This window comes from Castellaniella sp. FW104-7C03 (assembly GCF_040276085.1).
Classification (GTDB): Bacteria; Pseudomonadota; Gammaproteobacteria; order Burkholderiales; family Burkholderiaceae_B; genus Castellaniella.
The window spans coordinates 229,867-246,857 of record NZ_JBELOK010000003.1; the positions used below are offsets into that span (position 1 = coordinate 229,867).

Below are 16,991 nucleotides of genomic sequence, written 5' to 3' on the forward strand. Positions count from 1 at the left end.
AATAATGAAGCCCATGAGCAAACCCCGCGATTCTATGGATACCCACCTGCTGCGCACCCTGCAGATTTTGCTGACCGAGCAAAGCGTGTCGCGCGCGGCCATCAAACTGGGATTGTCACAGCCCGCGATCAGCAATTCGTTGCGGCGCCTGCGTGACATCACTGGCGATGCCATCCTGGTACGCAGCAAAACGGGGATGGTAGCCACTGCGCGCGGCCTGGAGCTGTTGGCCTATGCCAACGAGGCTTTATCGGCCATTGGGCGTATTACCCAGCCGCCTGGCGCATTTGACCCCACCACAACAGAAAGAGAGTTTCATCTGGGCGCGCCGGATTATCTGGATGCGATGTTTCTGCCCAATATTGCCGAAACCCTGCGCCGCGAAGCGCCGCATGCCAAGTTCATCGTACACCCGATCAACGCCGATTACGACTACGCGGAGGGCCTCGAAGACGGCGGCCTGGACGTGGTGATTGGCAACTGGCTGCAGCCGCCCCCGCAGATGCACATGGCCCGGCTGTTCGACGACGAAGTGGTGTGCATGGTGGGCAGCCAGAACCCCGTGGCTCACCGCGAGCTCAGCCTGGCGCAATACCTCGAGATGCCGCACCTGGCGCCGTTTCCGTACGTCTCCGAGCGGCAAAGCTTTATCGACGGCTATCTGGCCTCCGAAGGGCTGCGACGCAATATCCAGATGACCATCCCGTATTTCGGTCAGGTGGCCGGGATGCTGCTGCGCACTGACCTTATCTTTACCACGGGGCGCCAGTTTGCCCAGCATTACGCCCGCTACCTGCCCATCACTGTTTTACCCTCGCCGTTTCCGTTTCCACGCATGCGGTTTTATCTTTTGTGGCACCATCGCTGCCACGGCGCAGCCGAAGTCATCTGGCTGCGCCAGTGCATTGTGCGGGTCGCCTCCATGCTGCAGGCCAGCCTGCAAGCACCCCCCGAAACCCTCTAAAAATCGCACCCGGCCACGGGTTTGCCGCGCCCTATTTCGCACCGTCAATGCGTTGCGGGCGCGGCGACAACTATCAGCCAGAATTGATAACCGTCATCATCGACGGCCACGCACAGCGCAAAACCTTGTCCCTAGAATAATTCGGGCCCATTGTAAAAAAGTGGCGCGCCCTTTTAAAAAAACCGGCCACAGATCCGGCAGATCATCAGGAGACAAGGCTCATGAGCGAGCAAGAATCAGTCATGCCGGCAGGTTTTCCCGCCGCCCCGGCTTCCCATCCAGCGCATACAGGTAACTGGCTGGAAAAGCACTTTCAACTTAGCGCCCGCGGCACCAATGCCCGCCAGGAGACTCTGGCCGGCCTCACCACTTTTCTGGCGATGGTGTACTCGGTGTTTGTGGTGCCCGCGATGCTGGGCAAGGCCGGCTTTGACACCTCATCGGTCTTCATCGCCGTGTGCCTCACCAGCGCCTTTGGCTCTTTGCTGATGGGGCTGTGGGCCAACCTGCCCATCGCCGTGGGCTGTGCGATCTCGCTTACCGCCTTTACGGCATTTGACCTGGTGCTAGGCCAGGGCTTGTCGCCCGCTGTGGCGCTGGGTGCCATTTTTCTGATGGGCTTGATCTTCACCGCCATCTCGGTGACCGGCGTGCGCACCTGGATTTTGCGCAACCTGCCGGCGGGCATTGCCCACGGCACAGGGATCGGGATTGGCCTGTTCCTGCTGCTGATTGCCGCCAACGAAGTCGGCCTGGTGGTCAAGAACCCGGGCCCGGGCCTGCCGGTGTCGCTGGGCGACCTGAACGCCCTGCCCGCGCTGATGTCGGTGTTGGGTCTGGCCGCCATTTTTGGGCTTGAACACCGCCGCGTGCCGGGCGGCATCCTGCTGGTGATTCTGGCGCTGTCTGGCGTTGGCCTGATCTGGGATCCGGCGGTGAAGTTCAATGGTCTGTTTGCGCTGCCTTCGTTTGGCGGCGAGCACTCTCTCATTGGCACCATGGATATCGGCGGCGCGCTGAGCGGGCTGGTGATCCCCAGTGTGCTGGCTTTGGTGATGACCGCCGTGTTCGACGCCACCGGCACCATCCGCGCCGTGGCCGGGCAGGCCGGCCAGCTGGACGAAAACGGCCAGATCATCAACGGCGGCCGTGCCCTGACGGCAGACTCGGTCAGCTCGATCGTATCGGCCGGCCTGGGCGGCGCTCCGGCAGCGGCTTACATCGAATCGGCAGCGGGCACCGCTGCTGGCGGCAAAACCGGCCTGACGGCAACCATTGTGGGTCTGGGTTTCCTGGCGCTGATCTTTTTGTCGCCCCTGGCGGCGCTTGTACCTGCCTACGCCACGGCACCCGCCCTGATGTACGTAGGTCTGCTGATGCTGGGCGGCGTGCGCAAGCTGCATCTGGACGACACGGTAGACACCATGGCCGGCATGGTCTGTGCGGTTTTTATTGTGCTCACCTGCAACATCGTGACCGGCATCATGCTGGGTTTCAGCACCCTGGTGATTGGCCGCATCTTTGCCGGCGAATGGCGCAAGCTTAACGTTGGCACCCTGGCCATCGCCATTGCTCTGGCGGTGTTTTACCTGGGCGGCTGGGCCATTTAAGCTGTTACCCGGGCCGGGCGCTTTACGCCTGGCCCAGTAAACCCCGGCCGCAGTCGCCCAACAGGTGACGCAGCCACTGATGGGACGGAGCATGGTGATTACGTGCGTGCCACAACTGGTAAAACCGCATGGCCGGAAACTCGATGGGCGACTCTACAATCGCCAGCGGCAACAAGCCGGCGTAGTAGCGGGCAAAGTGCCGGGTGGTGGTAAAGACCAGATCAGAGCCCGGCAGCAGATAGGGTGCCAGCATGAACGACTGCACCTCGACACATTCTTCGCGCTGGATGCGCAAGGATGTGAGCACGGTGTCAATCATGCCGCGCTGCGTCATCGAGTACGGGGTAGGCACCACGTGCTGCATGCGCCGGAAATCATCCACTGTCAGAGTGCGCGAAGCCAGCGGATTATCCGCCGACATCAGGCACACGATCGGGTCTTCCAGAAGCATCGACAAATGCATGCGATCGGGGGGCTCGGGCCAGTTGCCGATCACCACATCCAGCTCGCCTTCAGCCAGCGAGCGCTCGAAATCAAACGCGGGGCCCAGCGCATGCAGTACCAGGCGGGCGTGCGGGGCCTCTTGCCGAAACCGGGCCACCACCGATGCCGCAAAGGCGGGTGCCAGATAATCGGGCGAACCAATCCGAAACACCTGCCGGCTGCTCTCGGGCTCGAAGGACTCGCCCGAATCCAGCATGGTGTCAATCGACTGCAGCGCCGTTTTGGCATGATCCAGAATCGCCATCGCGCGATCCGTAGGCACCATGCCGCCTTTTTCACGCACCAGCAGCGGGTCGCCAAAAATCAGACGCAGGTTTTTAAGTGCCACGCTAATGGCGGGCTGAGATTGATTCAGTTTGAGCGCCGTGCGCGACACACTGCGCTCTGCCATCAGGATGCAAAATACTTTAAGCAAATAAGTATCCAGCGTTGCACTGCTACGTCGTATGGCCATCGTTATTTTTCCTGGATGGAGATGCGGTTGGGCTTATACCACTTATACGTTGGAACACCCTTCTTTTGATGCAGGATACCCCTTAGACTTTCTACCATGATGCAATTGACGACACCCACCATGACCCTGACAGACCTGTGCGCATTGCCGCAAGCCGAATTCTCCCACGAACTCAGCGGCATTTTCGAGCACTCTCCCTGGATTCCGCAACGCGCCTGGGCAGCCCGTCCGTTTGCAACGGTTGACGACCTGCACCACGCCATGGTGCAAGTGGTGCAGCAGGCAAGCCTGGCAGAGCAACTGGCCCTGATCACGGCCCACCCCGAGCTTGCCGGCAAAGAAGCCGCCGAGGGCACGCTGACCGACGCCTCTACCCACGAGCAGCGCGGCGCCGGCCTGGATCAATGCAGCGCGCAAGAGCTTAAGCGCCTGCGTGGATTAAACGCGGCTTACCGCCAACGTTTTGGATTTCCCTTTGTGATCGCCGTCAAGGGACGCAGCCGGTATCAGATCATGGACGCCGTCGAGGCGCGCCTGGAAAATGACCGCGACACCGAACTGGCCACCTGTCTCGATCAAATCGCACAGATTGCGCGGTTTCGCCTGGATGCCCTGTTTGCCCGATAATCTTTCATTGTCTTTACTCAATAACCGCCATGACCACTCCCGTGCAGCTTCACATCGAACCCCTGACCCACGAGGCCTTCGCGCCCTTCGGTGATGTCATCCAGGCCGATGATGCCGCCAAACACTTCACCATCAACGACGGCAACACCGAGCGCTACCACGACCTCGCCCACATCGACGCCGGCGCGGACGGCCACGCGATTGTCTCGATCTTTCGTGGCCAGCCGCGCACGCTGCCCTTTACCGTCAGCATGATGGAGCGCCATCCAAAAGCCAGCCAGGCCTTCATCCCGCTGTCCGGGCTGCCCTATCTGGTGGTGGTGGCCAACCCCAACGCCACGCCCACTGCCGGGAATCTTCGGGTTTTTGCGTGCACGGGACAGCAAGGGGTTAATTACGCCAAAGGGGTGTGGCACCACCCGCTGCTGGCACTGGATGCCGTATCCGATTTTCTGATCATCGACCGCGCAGGCCCGGGAGATAACTGTGATGTCGTGCAGCTGCCGGATCAGGGGCTGATTCCCGCACTGGCTTAAACGCAGTCCCCCGGCGCAGCAAATATCCAACACCGGTTTGGGCTGCGCCGGGCAGCCTATCCCGCAAGCAGTGCCAGGGTCACGCGCCCAGATAGGCCTGCTGCACCTGCGGCACTGCGCGCAGGGCCCCGGATGGCCCTTCCCACACCACTCGGCCTTTCTCGATGATGTAGTGGTGGTCTGCCAGCTGCAGCAAGGGTGCCAGGTTCTTGTCGATCAATAAAATGGCCATGCCCTCGCGGCGCAACATGGCCAGTGCCGCCCAGATTTCCTGGCGCACCAGGGGCGACAAGCCCTCGGTGGCTTCATCCAGAATCAGCAACTCGGGATTGGTCATCAGCGCCCGGCTGATGGCCAACATTTGCTGCTCGCCACCCGAAAGCTGATTGCCAAAGTTGCCGGATCTTTCATGCAGCCGCGGAAACAGTGCATACACGCGGGCAAGATCCCACGGGGCGGCGGCTCTTTTGCGATTGGCAGCCGTGGCCACCAGGTTTTCTTCGACCGACAGATTGGGGAAAATCTGACGCCCCTCGGGTACCAGGCCAATGCCTCGCTGCGCAATGCGGTAACTGGGCAAATTGTGGATGGGCGCACCCGCAAAACGAATCTGGCCCTGCCACATGGGATGCATCCCCATGATGTTTTTGACAGTGGTGGTCTTGCCCATGCCGTTGCGGCCCAGCAATGTCACACACTGCCCGGCCTGGATGCTGAGCTGCATGCCGTACAACACCTGGCTGCGGCCATAACCGGACACCACCTCGCTGAGCTGCAGCAATGGGCTCATGCCGCAACCTCTTCGTCGCCCAGATAAGCTTCGCGAACCTCGGCGCTGTTGCGAATCGTGTCCACGTCTCCGCAGCAAATCACCTTGCCATAGCACAGCACACTGATGCGATCGGCCAATGAGAACACGGCATCCATATCGTGCTCTACCAGCAAAATGCCGCAACGGGATCGCAGACCCTGCAACAGCGCCACCATGCGATCTGACCCGGTATCTCCGTGGCCCATCCCCGCCATGGGTTCATCCAGCAACAAGACCTTGGGCTTTGCCGCCAGCGCCATGGCGATTTCAAGCTGCCGCTGCTGTCCATAAGACAGCGATGCCGCATGAACATCACGATAGGCACCCAAGCTCATCAAGGCGATCAACTGATCGGCCTGCTCAAGCAGGGCACGGGTTTGGACAGCAGGCGTCCAGAAATGAAACCCATGGCCCTGACACCCCTGCACTGCCAAAAGGATGTTTTCCAGCACCGTAAACTGCTGTATGACAGAGGTGATCTGATACGAACGCCCGATACCCGCGCGCACGCGTTGTGGCATGGATAAGCCGTTTAAAGGCCGCCCGGCCAACTGGATGTGGCCCGCATCGCTGGGGACTTCGCCCATGATCTGGGAGATCAGCGTGGTTTTGCCTGCCCCGTTGGGCCCGATCACCGCGTGGATCTCACCGGGAAAAACATCCAGATCCACATGGTCGGTAACCAACAGGCCGCCATAGCACTTGGCCAGGCCTCGCACGGAAAGAAGGGGCGCCATATCAGTGATCCTCCGGCGCAGGGCTGAGGATCCCCCAAAGCCCATTGCGCAGAAACAGCACGATCAACACAATCACCGGCCCCATGACGATCAACCAATGGTCGGTGAAGGCTTTAAGCCCTTCTTCGAGCAGCAGAAAACCTGCAGCACCCACCACAGGCCCCATCAGCGTCCCGGCACCACCCAGCAACACCATGATGATGAGCTCGCCCGAAGCCGTCCAGGCCATATAGGCGGGCGATGCAAAGGCCGTGAGATTGGCCAGAAAAAACCCTGCCAGCGCACACAGCTGAGCCGACAGCACATACGCCAGCAACAAATAGGGCAAGGGTGTCGTACCCGAGGCCCGCACCCGCCGCACATCCAGGCTGCAGGCCCGCAGGATCAGCCCAAAGCGCGAGGCCACCAGCCGGCGCATCAGCCACACGCTACCCGCCACGCAGGCCAGCAAAGACAAATACAAGGCCAGATGGCTGCCGGTGAGGCTGCCAAACCGGCTTAGCTGGTGGATGGGCAGACCCTCGTCGCCGCCATACTGTTTAAGCCCCACCGCCAGAAAATAAAACATCTGCGCCAGGGCCAGCGTGATCATGATGAAGGCAATCCCCGTGGTACGCAGCGCAATCAGGCCCACCGGCACCGCCACCACAGCCGTGACGCCCAGCACCAGCAGCAGATGCAGCACACCGCTATCGGCGCCATAGTGCGATGCCACCGCCACACAATAGGCCCCCAGGCCCACATACATGGCATGGCCAAAGCTGATCAAGCCGCCATAGCCCAGCGCCAGATTCAGACCGATGGCGGCCAGGGCAAACACCAAAATGCGGCTGAACTGCAGCAAAAGATAGGGCGTGTCGGTCACCTGGGCAAGCACGGGCACCAGCAGCAACAAGGCAAAAATCAGGCACGTGAGCACCACCGGCACGCGGCGGCGCCCTGCAGGGCGCGCAAGGCGCAGGCCTGCAGCAGAAGACGCTGTGCTGACAACAGGATTCATGGTTTTCTTACCGGAAAGAGGCCTTCAGGCTTAAGCGCCAGCACAACCACCATCAGCACATACACCGCCAGCGAAGAAATGGCCGCACCCAGTGTGCTGGCCAGCCCTTGCGCCAGGAACTTGGCCAGCAAGGCCGGCACAACGGTACGGCCAAGCGTGTCCACCAGCCCAACCACCAGGGCACCCAAAAACGCCCCGCGAATGGAGCCGATGCCGCCAATCACAATCACGACAAGGGTCATGATGAGGATGGAATCCCCCATGCCGGGCTGCACGGACAGAATCGGGCCCACCAGGGCACCCGCCAGGCCGGCCAGGCCCGCACCCAACGCAAAGATAAAGGTGTTCAGCCAGCCGATGTTGACCCCCAGCGCCGCCACCATGGTGCGATTGCTGGCGCCTGCGCGAATCAGCATCCCCACCCGGGTGCGCTCGATCAGCCAATACAGGCCCAGGGCCACCAGCAAACCGGCCAGGATGATCAGCAGGCGGTACAAGGGATAGGGCGTACCAAAGACCATGACGACGTTGCTCAGGGCGTCCGGCAAACTCATGAATACCGGCGCGGCACCCCAGATCATGCGCACTGCCTCATTGCAAAAAAGCATCAGCCCAAAGGTGGCCAGCACCTGATCCAGGTGCGCACGCGGGTAAAGGCGCGCAAAGCCGCAGCGATCCAGCACCACGCCCAGCACCATGGCACCGGCCAGGCCCGCAAAAATGGCCAGGATAAAGGAGTGGGTCTGGTGAAACGTGGCGGCCGCAAAATAAGCCCCCATCATGTAGAGCGCACCATGAGCCAGGTTGATGAAGCTCATGATGCCAAACACCAGGGTGAGGCCTGCCGCCAGCAAAAACAGCAAAATGCCATATTGCAGGCCATTGAGCGCCTGCATGAACAACAGCTGCGGACTCATGCCCGATCTCCGAGGCAGGCGGCCTGGGCCGCCTGCCAATTAAGCCAGACGGGCGGAATCAATATTTGCACTGGCCAAAGTAGGCATCCGAGTGCTTGGGCAGGGGTTTGCCCAAGGTCTTGAGCGAGACCTGGCCCTTGTCGTTTTTGGCCACCTCAAAGACGTAGAAGTCTTCGATGGGAAAGCCATTGACGTTAAAGGCATAATCGCCACGCAGCGACTGATAGTCAGCCGCCCGCAAGGCATCGCGAAAGGCCTGTTTATCGCTGACATCACCCTTGGTTTTTTTCAGTGCGCTGTCAATCAGCAAGGCGGAGTCGTATGCCTGCGCAGCATACTGCGAGGGGATGCGATTGTATTTTTTCTCGAAGGCTGCAACAAACTGCTGGCTGGTGGCATTGGTGAAATCAGGCCCCCAGAAAGTGCCGGCCTTTACGCCCAGCGCCGTGTTGCCCAGGGCCGGCAAGGTGCTGCCATCCACGGTAGACGCCGAGAGCAGCGGGATCTTGCCCATCAGGCCAAACTGCTTGTACTGTTTGACAAAATTAACCCCCATGCCACCGGGCAAAAACACCCATACCGCAGAGGGATTGGCTGCCTGCAATGCCAGCAACTCGGCCGAGTAATCCTGCTGGCCCAGCTGGGTATAGACCTCGCCGGAAATCTTGCCCTTGTAAAACCGTTTGAAGCCCAGCACTTGGTCACGACCCGACTGATAGTTGGGTGTGATCAGGTAGACGTCCTTGTACTGCTGGTCGGCGGCGTACTGGCCCATGACCTCTGCCTGCCCATCGTTTTGCCAGGAGGCAAAGAAAAACCCCGGGTTGCACTGCTTGCCCGCCAGCGGCGCGGGCCCTGCGTTGGAGCCCACAAACGTCACGCCGGCATCGGCCAGCGGTTTGGCAATGGCCATCATGACATTGGAGAACGTCACCCCCGCCACAATATCCACCTTGTCTTTCTCGAGAAACTTTTGCACGGCCTGCACGCCGACGTCGGGCTTGAGCTGGTCGTCTTCTTTCAGAAAGACGATCTCCTGCCCACCCAGCTTGCCGCCGTTTTGATCCAGCGCCAGATTGAAGCCGTCGACCATATCCTGGCCCAGTGCCGCACCAGCGCCCGATAGCGTGGCCAGAAAGCCGATTTTGACTTCAGCCAGCGCCGAGCCTGCGGTAAGGCCCAGAGATAAAGTGAGTGCAGCGGCAAGCGCCGTTTTGCAAAAGGCCATGATTGTCTCCCCAAGGTGTTTATGATTTAGTTTTAAAGTATTGCAGACATTACACGAAACTCAGCAGCGTGCAAGCCACCCCCTTAACCGGGGTTCGAGCGCCGGGTGATGATCAGCAAAGCGACCGCAATCAGTACCATGCCGCCCAGCTCAAGCATTCCGGGTTGTTCACCCAGCTGTAGCCAGCCAGCCAGAACGCCCACCACTGGCACCCCCAGGGATGACATGCTGGCCAACCCGGCCGACAGATGCTGCAGCGCAAACAGCCAGAGGAACCATGCAATCGCCGTGGCAATCAGGGCGTTGTAGGCCAGCGCACCAATAAAATACGGGGCAGGATCGATGGGGCGCTCGGGCACCAACCAGGCGGCCAGACACAGCGCCAAGGCGCCGAACAGCATCTGCCACGCCGTCAGTGGCAAGGCATCCATCGGGGCGTCCCGCCGAATCCACTTGGCCACGATGGTGGCCAGGGCCCAGCAAAGGCCGGCCGAAATCGCCAGGAACTCGCTGAGCAGATTGCTTTGTTTCAAAGACCACGGCTCGAGAATCAGCATCAGACCTGCCCCGGCCAGTGCCAATGCCACCCACTGCAAGCCGCGAACGCGCTCGCCAAAGGCCAGCCAGGCCATCGGCACCACCCAAAAGGGCATGGTGTAGACCAATATGGACGTTTTGCCCGCCCCGCCCTGCAGCAAGGCCAGCTGGATCAGGGCGGAAAACGCCCCGGTTTGCAGGATGCCCAGCAGCACCACACGCGGCCAGGCGCGGATTTTGAGTGGCCGGCGCAACACCAGCAGCACAGCCAGCAACAGCAAGGCGCCAAACAGGGTTCTCAGGGCAGAGAAATCAAACGGCCCCACATAGGCCAGCACTGATTTCATGACCACCCAGTTATAGCCCCAGCCCACCGCCATGCCGGCCAGCGCCAGCAAGGCGAGACGCCGCTGGCGTTCGGTGGTGGCCGGGGGGCGCGCGCGGGGTGTGGGCGGGGGCTCAACCCCCTTAAGAAGGCTCTTTGAAGCAGAGGATGACACGTGCTGACTGGAACTCAAGATAACTCCTGGCCTTCCCAATAACCGGGCTGCTGATAATGCTGTTTCAAATCATCGATAAAGTATCGTACCTTGGCGGGCAGGTAGCGTTGTTGCGGATACACCGCCTGGATGTCATAGGCGGGCAAGGCAAAATCATCCAGCACGGTCACCAGCTCTCCACGCTTGAGCTCCCGCTGGATCTCCCAGGTAGACCGCCAGCCGATCCCCAGGCCCTGGCGCACCCAGCGATACAGCAACTCGCCATCATTACAGGCAAGGTCTCCGTGCACACGCACCGCAAACGGTTTGCTGTCGCGCACAAATGTCCAGCCGCGATGCTGACCGCCTTGCAGATTAAATGCCAGGCAATTGTGGCGCACCAGATCTTCGGGCACACGCGGCACGCCGTTGGCCTCAAAGTAGGCAGGTGTGCCGCACACCACCCGCCGATTGGGAAACAGGCGCACCGCCACGTAATTGGGGTCGCGCACCTCGCCAATCCGGATGGCCATGTCATAGCCCTCGCGCACCAGGTCGACCACGCTGTCGGTAAAGTTGAAGGACAGCGCCAGATCGGGGTAGCGCTGCCTGAAGGCCAGCGCATGAGGAGCAACATGCAAACGCCCGAAAGAGGCCGGTGCAGACACCACCAGATGCCCGGTCAGCGAGCGGCGCCGGGACATGATACCGGCTTCGGCCGCATCAAAATCCTGGATCAGTTGCTGGCATTGTTCCAGGTAGCGCTCGCCCAGGTCGGTCAGCACCAGGCCTCGTGTGGAGCGGTGCATCAATTGCACCCCCAGGCGTTTCTCCATGGCCGTCAGGCGCCGCCCCATCACCACGGGGGTAACCCCTTCGGCCAACGCGGCAGCAGCGAAGCTGCCTTTCTCGGCAATCAATACAAAACTGCTGATGTCTGTATAGCGCCCCAAGGCAGGCTCCTGAATGGCAAATCAGCCTAAACACTGATGTTTAAAAGACTTCCACCCAAGAACATCGGTGGTCCGTTCGTTCGGATTCTATCCCATGTTTTGTTTATCAGATACTTATAGTATCGACAGAACCGAGATTCACTGGGATTCCTCATCCGCATGGCTTTCTTTATTCTGATTTCAATCCGTAGAGATCCATTGAACCAGACAAGGAGTGACCATGGCCCGAATGAGAGCCGTCGATGCCGCCGCAGCAGTCTTGCAGAAAGAAGGCATCACCACATTATTTGGCGTGCCTGGTGCCGCCATCAACCCACTGTATTCCGCCCTGCGCAAAAACGGCCAGTTCAAGCACGTGCTGGCGCGCCACGTCGAAGGCGCCTCGCATATGGCCGAAGGCTACACCCGTGCCAATCCGGGCAATATCGGTGTGTGCCTGGGCACCTCAGGGCCTGCCGGCACCGATATGATTACCGGGCTGTACTCCGCTTTGGGTGATTCAATCCCCATTTTATGCATCACCGGCCAGGCACCCCGCGCCCAGCTGCACAAGGAAAGCTTTCAGGCGGTGGACATCGAAACCATCGCCAAACCGGTCACCAAATGGGCCGTGATGGCCCGCGAGCCCGAGCTGGTGCCACGCATCCTGCAACAGGCGTTTCACGTCATGCGCTCCGGCCGGCCGGGCCCCGTGCTGGTGGATCTGCCGTTTGACGTGCAAATGGCCGAGATCGAATTTGATATCGACACCTACGAGCCCCTGCCCGTATACAGGCCAGCCGCCAGCGTTGCCCAGGCCGCCAAGGCTGTGGCCATGCTGAATGCTGCCGAGCGCCCCTTGCTGGTGGCCGGCGGCGGCGTTTTCAGTGCAGATGCCGCTGACCTGCTGCAAGAGTTTGCCGAGCTGACCGGCGTGCCGGTGATCCCCACCCTGATGGGCTGGGGCGTCATCCCTGATGATCACCCGCTGATGGCCGGGATGGCTGGACTGCAAACCGCCCACCGCTACGGTAACGCCAGCCTGCTGGCCTCCGATTTTGTCATGGGGATCGGCAATCGCTGGGCCAACCGGCACACGGGCTCCACCCAGGTTTACACCGAAGGGCGCACCTTTGTGCACATCGACGTTGATCCCACCCAGATCGGCAAAGTCTTTGGCCCGGATTACGGGATCGCCTCCGACGCCGGCGTGGCACTGCGCCTGATGATCGAAGAAGCCCGGCGCCTGAAGTCGGCCGGCCAGCTGCGCGACCGCAGTGACTGGGCCCAGGCCTGCCGCAACCGCCGTGGCGAGAAATCCATGCAGCGCAAGACGCACTTCGAGCAGGCGCCGTTAAAGCCGCAGCGCGTATACGAAGAAATGAACAAGGCCTTTGGGCGCAACACCCGCTACGTCACCACCATCGGCCTGTCGCAGATTGCTGCCGCACAATTGCTGCACGTGTATGGCCCGCGCCATTGGATCAATGCCGGCCAGGCCGGCCCCCTGGGCTGGACGGTACCGGCCACACTGGGTGTGGTGGCCGCCAACACGGGCGACGAAGTGGTGGCCCTGTCGGGTGACTACGACTTCCAGTTCATGATCGAAGAGCTGGCCGTGGGTGCACAATTCAATCTGCCGTACATCCACATCGTGGTCAATAATGCCTACTTGGGCTTGATTCGCCAATCCCAACGCGGCTTTGACATGGACTACTGCGTGCAGCTGTCCTTTGACAACATCAACGCCCCCGAAACCGAGGGCTATGGAGTGGATCACGTCAGGGTTGCCGAGGGCCTGGGCTGCAAGGCCATCCGTGTCAAGAAGGTCGAGGACATCCAGCCGGCAATTGCCCAGGCACGTGCCTGGATCCAGGAGTTCAAGGTGCCGGTGGTGATCGAGTTCATCCTCGAGCGCGTCACCAATATTTCGATGGGCAACGACATCAACGCGATCAACGAGTTCGAAGAACTGGCCGAGTGCGGCGAAGACGCCCCCACCGCAATTACCCTGCTGGATTAAAGCAGGCCGCGGCAGCCCGCCCAACGGGCTGCCCCACACCAACAAGGAGCCCATATGCCGAAATTTGCTGCCAACCTGTCGATGCTGTTTACCGAGATCGACTTTCTTGACCGCTTCGAAGCCGCGGCCAAGGCTGGATTCAAAGGCGTCGAATACCTGTTTCCCTACGCCTATCCCAAAGAAACCCTGGCCCAGCGTCTTAAAGACAACAGCCTGGAGCAGGTGTTGCACAACCTGCCCGCAGGCAAGTGGGAAGCCGGCGAACGCGGGATTGCCTGTCACCCGGACCGTATCGAAGAATTCAAGGCAGGTGTCACCCAAGCGGTGGAATACGCCACGGCCCTGCACTGTCCCAAGGTGAACTGCCTGGCCGGCATCGTTCCTGCAGGCGTAGACCAGGCCACCGCACACAAAACGTTTGTCGAGAACCTGCGTCATGCCGCGGCCGAGCTCAAAAAGGCCGGGATCCGTCTGGTGATCGAGCCCATCAACACCTTTGACATCCCCGGTTTTTTCCTCAGCCGCACCGATCAGGCACTGGCCATCGTGGCTGAAGTCGGATCGGACAATCTTCAGGTGCAATACGACATCTACCACGCACAGCGCATGGAAGGCGAGCTGGGCAACACCATCAGCCGGCAACTGGCATCCATCGGCCATATCCAGCTGGCCGACAACCCCGGGCGCCACGAGCCGGGCACCGGCGAAATCAACTACGCCTGGTTGCTGCGCCACATCGACCAGACCGGCTACCAGGGCTGGATTGGTTGCGAATACAAGCCGGCAGGCAAAACAGAAGACGGCCTGGGCTGGATCAAAGCCCTGGCTTAAAGCCCACCCCTGTCTGATTCGCTGCGGCCTTTCATGCACCGCAGCGGCTCACCCCTTATCCAACAAGGAGAATTCTCATGGCAAATATTGGTTTTATCGGTCTGGGCATCATGGGCGCACCCATGGCAGCCAACCTCATCCAGGGCGGTCATACGCTGCTTGTCCACACGCACGGCAATGTGCCACAAAGCCTGCTGGACGCAGGCGCCAAAGCGGCCAGCAACAACACCGAAGTGGCCAAGGCTTCCGACATCATCATCATCATGGTGCCCGACACACCCGATGTCGAAGCCGTGCTGTTTGGCGAAAACGGTGTGGCCGCGGGCCTGTCCAAAGGCAAGACGGTTATCGACATGAGCTCGATCTCGCCGGTGGCCACCAAAGAATTCGCCAAAAAGATCAACGCGCTGGGCTGCGAATACCTGGACGCACCGGTCTCGGGTGGCGAGGTGGGCGCAAAAGCTGCCAGCCTCACCATCATGATTGGCGGCAGTCAGGCGGCGTTTGACCAATGCAAGCCGATTTTTGAGCTGATGGGCAAGAACATCACACTGGTGGGCGGCAACGGCGACGGCCAGACCACCAAGGTGGCCAACCAGATCATCGTGGCCCTCACCATCGAAGCTGTGGGCGAAGCCCTGGTGCTGGCCTCCAAGGCAGGCGCCGACCCCGCCAAGGTGCGGCAGGCGCTGATGGGCGGCTTTGCCAGCTCGCGGATCCTGGAAGTGCACGGCGAGCGCATGGTGAAGCGCACCTTCGACCCGGGTTTCCGTATCAACCTGCACCAGAAAGACCTCAACCTGGCACTCTCCACCGCACGCCAGCTGGGGCTTTCCCTGCCCAGCACCGCAGTGGCGCAAGAGCTTTTCAACGCCTGCGTGGCACACGGCGGGGCTGGCTGGGATCACTCCGGCATGGTGCGTGCACTGGAAATCATGGCCAATCACGAAATCGGCCAATAAACTGGTCAGGGTGCCCGCCCGGGATGCTGCCTTAACCGCAGCATCTCAGCCCCCCGGGCGAAGCACCTCCCTTTACGTGGGCAGGTATCCAGGCGGGTGCCTGCCCACACGATGTCCCTGACAGGAATGCCTACATGACCGAGCCTCGCGATCTCCTGACCCGCATGTTTCACGCTGCCGTTCGCGCAGCCCAGCCCGAGCACTGTATTCCGGCATTCCTGCCCAAACCGCCCAAGGGGCGTACCCTCGTCATTGGCGCCGGCAAAGCATCGGCCGCCATGGCTCAGGCACTGGAAAAACACTGGGCCGGCCCCCTCTCGGGTGTGGTGGTGACGCGTTATGGCTATGCCGTTCCCTGCCGACACATCGAAATCATCGAGGCCGCACATCCGGTGCCCGACGAAGCCGGCGAACGCGCTGCCAAACGACTCTTTGAAGCCGTCCGCGGGCTTGGCGCAGACGATCTCGTCATCTGCCTGATTTCCGGTGGCGGCTCGTCCCTGCTGCCCATGCCGGGGCCCGGCGTCACGCTGGCCGACAAACAGGCCATCAATCGCGCCTTGCTTAAATCCGGCGCCACCATCTCCGAGATGAACTGCGTGCGCCGCCACCTGTCAGGCATCAAAGGTGGGCGCCTGGCCGCTGCCTGTGCGCCTGCCCGCGTGGTCAACCTGCTGATTTCCGACGTCCCCGGAGATGCGCCCAGCGATATTGCCTCCGGCCCCACCGTAGCCGACCCCACCCACTGCAGCGACGCACTGGAGATCGTGCAGCGCTACGGCATCACCCTACCGGCGGGTGCCCGGGCGCTGCTCGAATCCGGCCAGGGCGAAACCCTGAAACCGGGCGACAAAGCCTTGTCCCGCGTTGAAACACACCTGATCGCCACCCCTCAGATGGCGCTGGAAGCCGCCGCCGAAGTGGCGCGCGAGGCTGGCATCACACCAGTATTGCTGGGCGATCGCATCGAAGGCGAGGCCCGGGATGTGGGTAAAGTGCTGGCCGGCATCGCCCTGCAGGTGCGCGCCCACAACCAGCCGGCTGCCGCGCCCTGCGTGCTGCTCTCGGGGGGTGAAACCACGGTTACCGTGCGTGGCCAGGGCCGTGGCGGGCGTAATGTCGAGTGCCTGCTGTCCAGTGCCATTGCACTGGATGGCGCCAAAGATGTGTACGGCCTGGCAGGCGACACTGACGGTGTGGACGGCCAGGAAGAAATCGCGGGTGCACTCATCACCCCGGATACGCTGGCACGCGCCTGGCAGGCCGGCATGCCACCGCGCCAGTTTCTGGATAACAATGACGGCCATGGGTTTTTCGAAGCGCTGGGCAACTCCCTGGTTACCGGCCCTACACTCACCAACGTCAACGATTTCCGTGCACTACTGATTCTTTAACCCCACCACAGGAGACTCCCCATGAAAACGATCCGCATCCTGACTCTCGAAGACGCCCGCAAGATGGCATCCGCGGCAGAAGCCGAGGCACGCACACAAGGCTGGAACGTCAGCATCGCCATCTGCGATGCAGGGGGGCATGCGCTGTGGCTGCAACGAATGGATGGGGCGCCCCTGATGAGCGCCATGATTGCCCCTGAAAAAGCCCGCACCTGCGTGCTCAGCGGCAAGCCCAGCAAGGTATACGAAGAAATGGTTAACAAAGGCCGGTATTCGGCATTGTCGATGCCGGTGATGCCCCTCGAAGGGGGCGAACCCATCATGGAGCAGGGTCAGGTGATCGGCGCAGTCGGCGTCTCGGGCGTACAAGCCGCCCAGGACGCGCAAGTGGCTCGCGCCGGCATCAGCGCCCTGTAACGTTTTGACGATTCGTCAACAAGGATAT

Annotated in this window: 17 protein-coding genes; 9 read left to right on the plus strand and 8 right to left on the minus strand. The window is 61.1% G+C overall.

From position 1 onward, the window contains the following. The first annotated feature begins 13 nt into the window (after positions 1–13). Positions 14–964, plus strand: coding sequence for a LysR family transcriptional regulator (locus ABS758_RS05040; protein ID WP_350381175.1), 951 nt, complete (start codon positions 14–16; stop codon positions 962–964). A gap of 221 nt (positions 965–1,185) precedes the next feature. Further along, positions 1,186–2,574 carry an NCS2 family permease gene (locus ABS758_RS05045; RefSeq protein WP_424657960.1) on the plus strand — a complete coding sequence of 463 codons (1,389 nt, stop codon included), beginning with the start codon at positions 1,186–1,188 and terminating at the stop codon, positions 2,572–2,574. 22 nt (positions 2,575–2,596) lie between these two features. On the opposite strand, the gene ABS758_RS05050 is transcribed toward ABS758_RS05045, so the two are convergent. Beyond that, positions 2,597–3,532 (minus strand): LysR family transcriptional regulator, encoded by a 936-nt coding sequence (locus tag ABS758_RS05050; protein ID WP_350381176.1) that lies wholly within the window; start codon positions 3,530–3,532, stop codon positions 2,597–2,599. Positions 3,533–3,628: 96 nt separating this feature from the next. Here ABS758_RS05050 and uraD point away from each other — a divergent pair, with 96 nt between their 5' ends. Both uraD and ABS758_RS05060 read left to right on the plus strand, forming a co-directional pair. Next, complete coding sequence (gene uraD, locus ABS758_RS05055; protein WP_350381178.1) at positions 3,629–4,159, plus strand: 2-oxo-4-hydroxy-4-carboxy-5-ureidoimidazoline decarboxylase; 531 nt, start codon at positions 3,629–3,631, stop codon at positions 4,157–4,159. Between the two features lie 29 nt (positions 4,160–4,188). Next, positions 4,189–4,695, plus strand: a complete 507-nt coding sequence (locus tag ABS758_RS05060) for an ureidoglycolate lyase (protein WP_350381179.1) — start codon at positions 4,189–4,191, stop codon at positions 4,693–4,695. 79 nt (positions 4,696–4,774) lie between these two features. Here ABS758_RS05060 and ABS758_RS05065 read toward each other — a convergent pair whose 3' ends face one another. The 7 genes from ABS758_RS05065 to ABS758_RS05095 all read right to left on the minus strand — a co-directional run bounded on the left by ABS758_RS05065 (position 4,775) and on the right by ABS758_RS05095 (position 11,357). Next, positions 4,775–5,485 (minus strand): ABC transporter ATP-binding protein, encoded by a 711-nt coding sequence (locus ABS758_RS05065; RefSeq protein ID WP_350381180.1) that lies wholly within the window; start codon positions 5,483–5,485, stop codon positions 4,775–4,777. Continuing rightward, entirely contained in the window at positions 5,482–6,243 is a 762-nt protein-coding gene (locus ABS758_RS05070; RefSeq protein WP_350381181.1) for an ABC transporter ATP-binding protein, read from the minus strand. Before ABS758_RS05070 ends, ABS758_RS05065 begins: the two co-directional genes overlap by 4 nt. A gap of 1 nt (position 6,244) precedes the next feature. After that, complete coding sequence (locus tag ABS758_RS05075) at positions 6,245–7,243, minus strand: branched-chain amino acid ABC transporter permease (protein WP_350381183.1); 999 nt, start codon at positions 7,241–7,243, stop codon at positions 6,245–6,247. Beyond that, positions 7,240–8,160: a branched-chain amino acid ABC transporter permease gene (locus tag ABS758_RS05080; protein WP_350381185.1), complete on the minus strand. Its 921-nt coding sequence runs from the start codon at positions 8,158–8,160 to the stop codon at positions 7,240–7,242. Before ABS758_RS05080 ends, ABS758_RS05075 begins: the two co-directional genes overlap by 4 nt. A 58-nt stretch (positions 8,161–8,218) precedes the next feature. After that, positions 8,219–9,388: an ABC transporter substrate-binding protein gene (locus ABS758_RS05085; protein WP_350381187.1), complete on the minus strand. Its 1,170-nt coding sequence runs from the start codon at positions 9,386–9,388 to the stop codon at positions 8,219–8,221. Positions 9,389–9,471: 83 nt separating this feature from the next. Continuing rightward, on the minus strand, positions 9,472–10,443 hold the full coding sequence (locus tag ABS758_RS05090) for a DMT family transporter (protein WP_350381189.1): 972 nt from the start codon (positions 10,441–10,443) through the stop codon (positions 9,472–9,474). Further along, positions 10,440–11,357: a LysR family transcriptional regulator gene (locus ABS758_RS05095; RefSeq protein ID WP_350381191.1), complete on the minus strand. Its 918-nt coding sequence runs from the start codon at positions 11,355–11,357 to the stop codon at positions 10,440–10,442. The genes ABS758_RS05090 and ABS758_RS05095 overlap by 4 nt, the downstream gene beginning before the upstream one ends. 220 nt (positions 11,358–11,577) lie before the next feature. Here ABS758_RS05095 and gcl point away from each other — a divergent pair, with 220 nt between their 5' ends. The 5 genes from gcl to ABS758_RS05120 all read left to right on the plus strand — a co-directional run bounded on the left by gcl (position 11,578) and on the right by ABS758_RS05120 (position 16,963). Beyond that, on the plus strand, positions 11,578–13,359 hold the full coding sequence (gcl, locus tag ABS758_RS05100) for a glyoxylate carboligase (protein ID WP_350381192.1): 1,782 nt from the start codon (positions 11,578–11,580) through the stop codon (positions 13,357–13,359). A 54-nt stretch (positions 13,360–13,413) separates the two neighbouring features. Further along, positions 13,414–14,190, plus strand: coding sequence for a hydroxypyruvate isomerase (hyi, locus tag ABS758_RS05105; protein WP_350381194.1), 777 nt, complete (start codon positions 13,414–13,416; stop codon positions 14,188–14,190). Positions 14,191–14,267: 77 nt separating this feature from the next. Then, entirely contained in the window at positions 14,268–15,152 is an 885-nt protein-coding gene (gene glxR, locus ABS758_RS05110) for a 2-hydroxy-3-oxopropionate reductase (RefSeq protein WP_350381196.1), read from the plus strand. Between the two features lie 134 nt (positions 15,153–15,286). Then, complete coding sequence (locus ABS758_RS05115) at positions 15,287–16,546, plus strand: glycerate kinase type-2 family protein (RefSeq protein WP_350381198.1); 1,260 nt, start codon at positions 15,287–15,289, stop codon at positions 16,544–16,546. 21 nt (positions 16,547–16,567) lie between these two features. Beyond that, positions 16,568–16,963 carry a GlcG/HbpS family heme-binding protein gene (locus ABS758_RS05120; RefSeq protein ID WP_350381200.1) on the plus strand — a complete coding sequence of 132 codons (396 nt, stop codon included), beginning with the start codon at positions 16,568–16,570 and terminating at the stop codon, positions 16,961–16,963. Positions 16,964–16,991 lie beyond the last annotated feature (28 nt).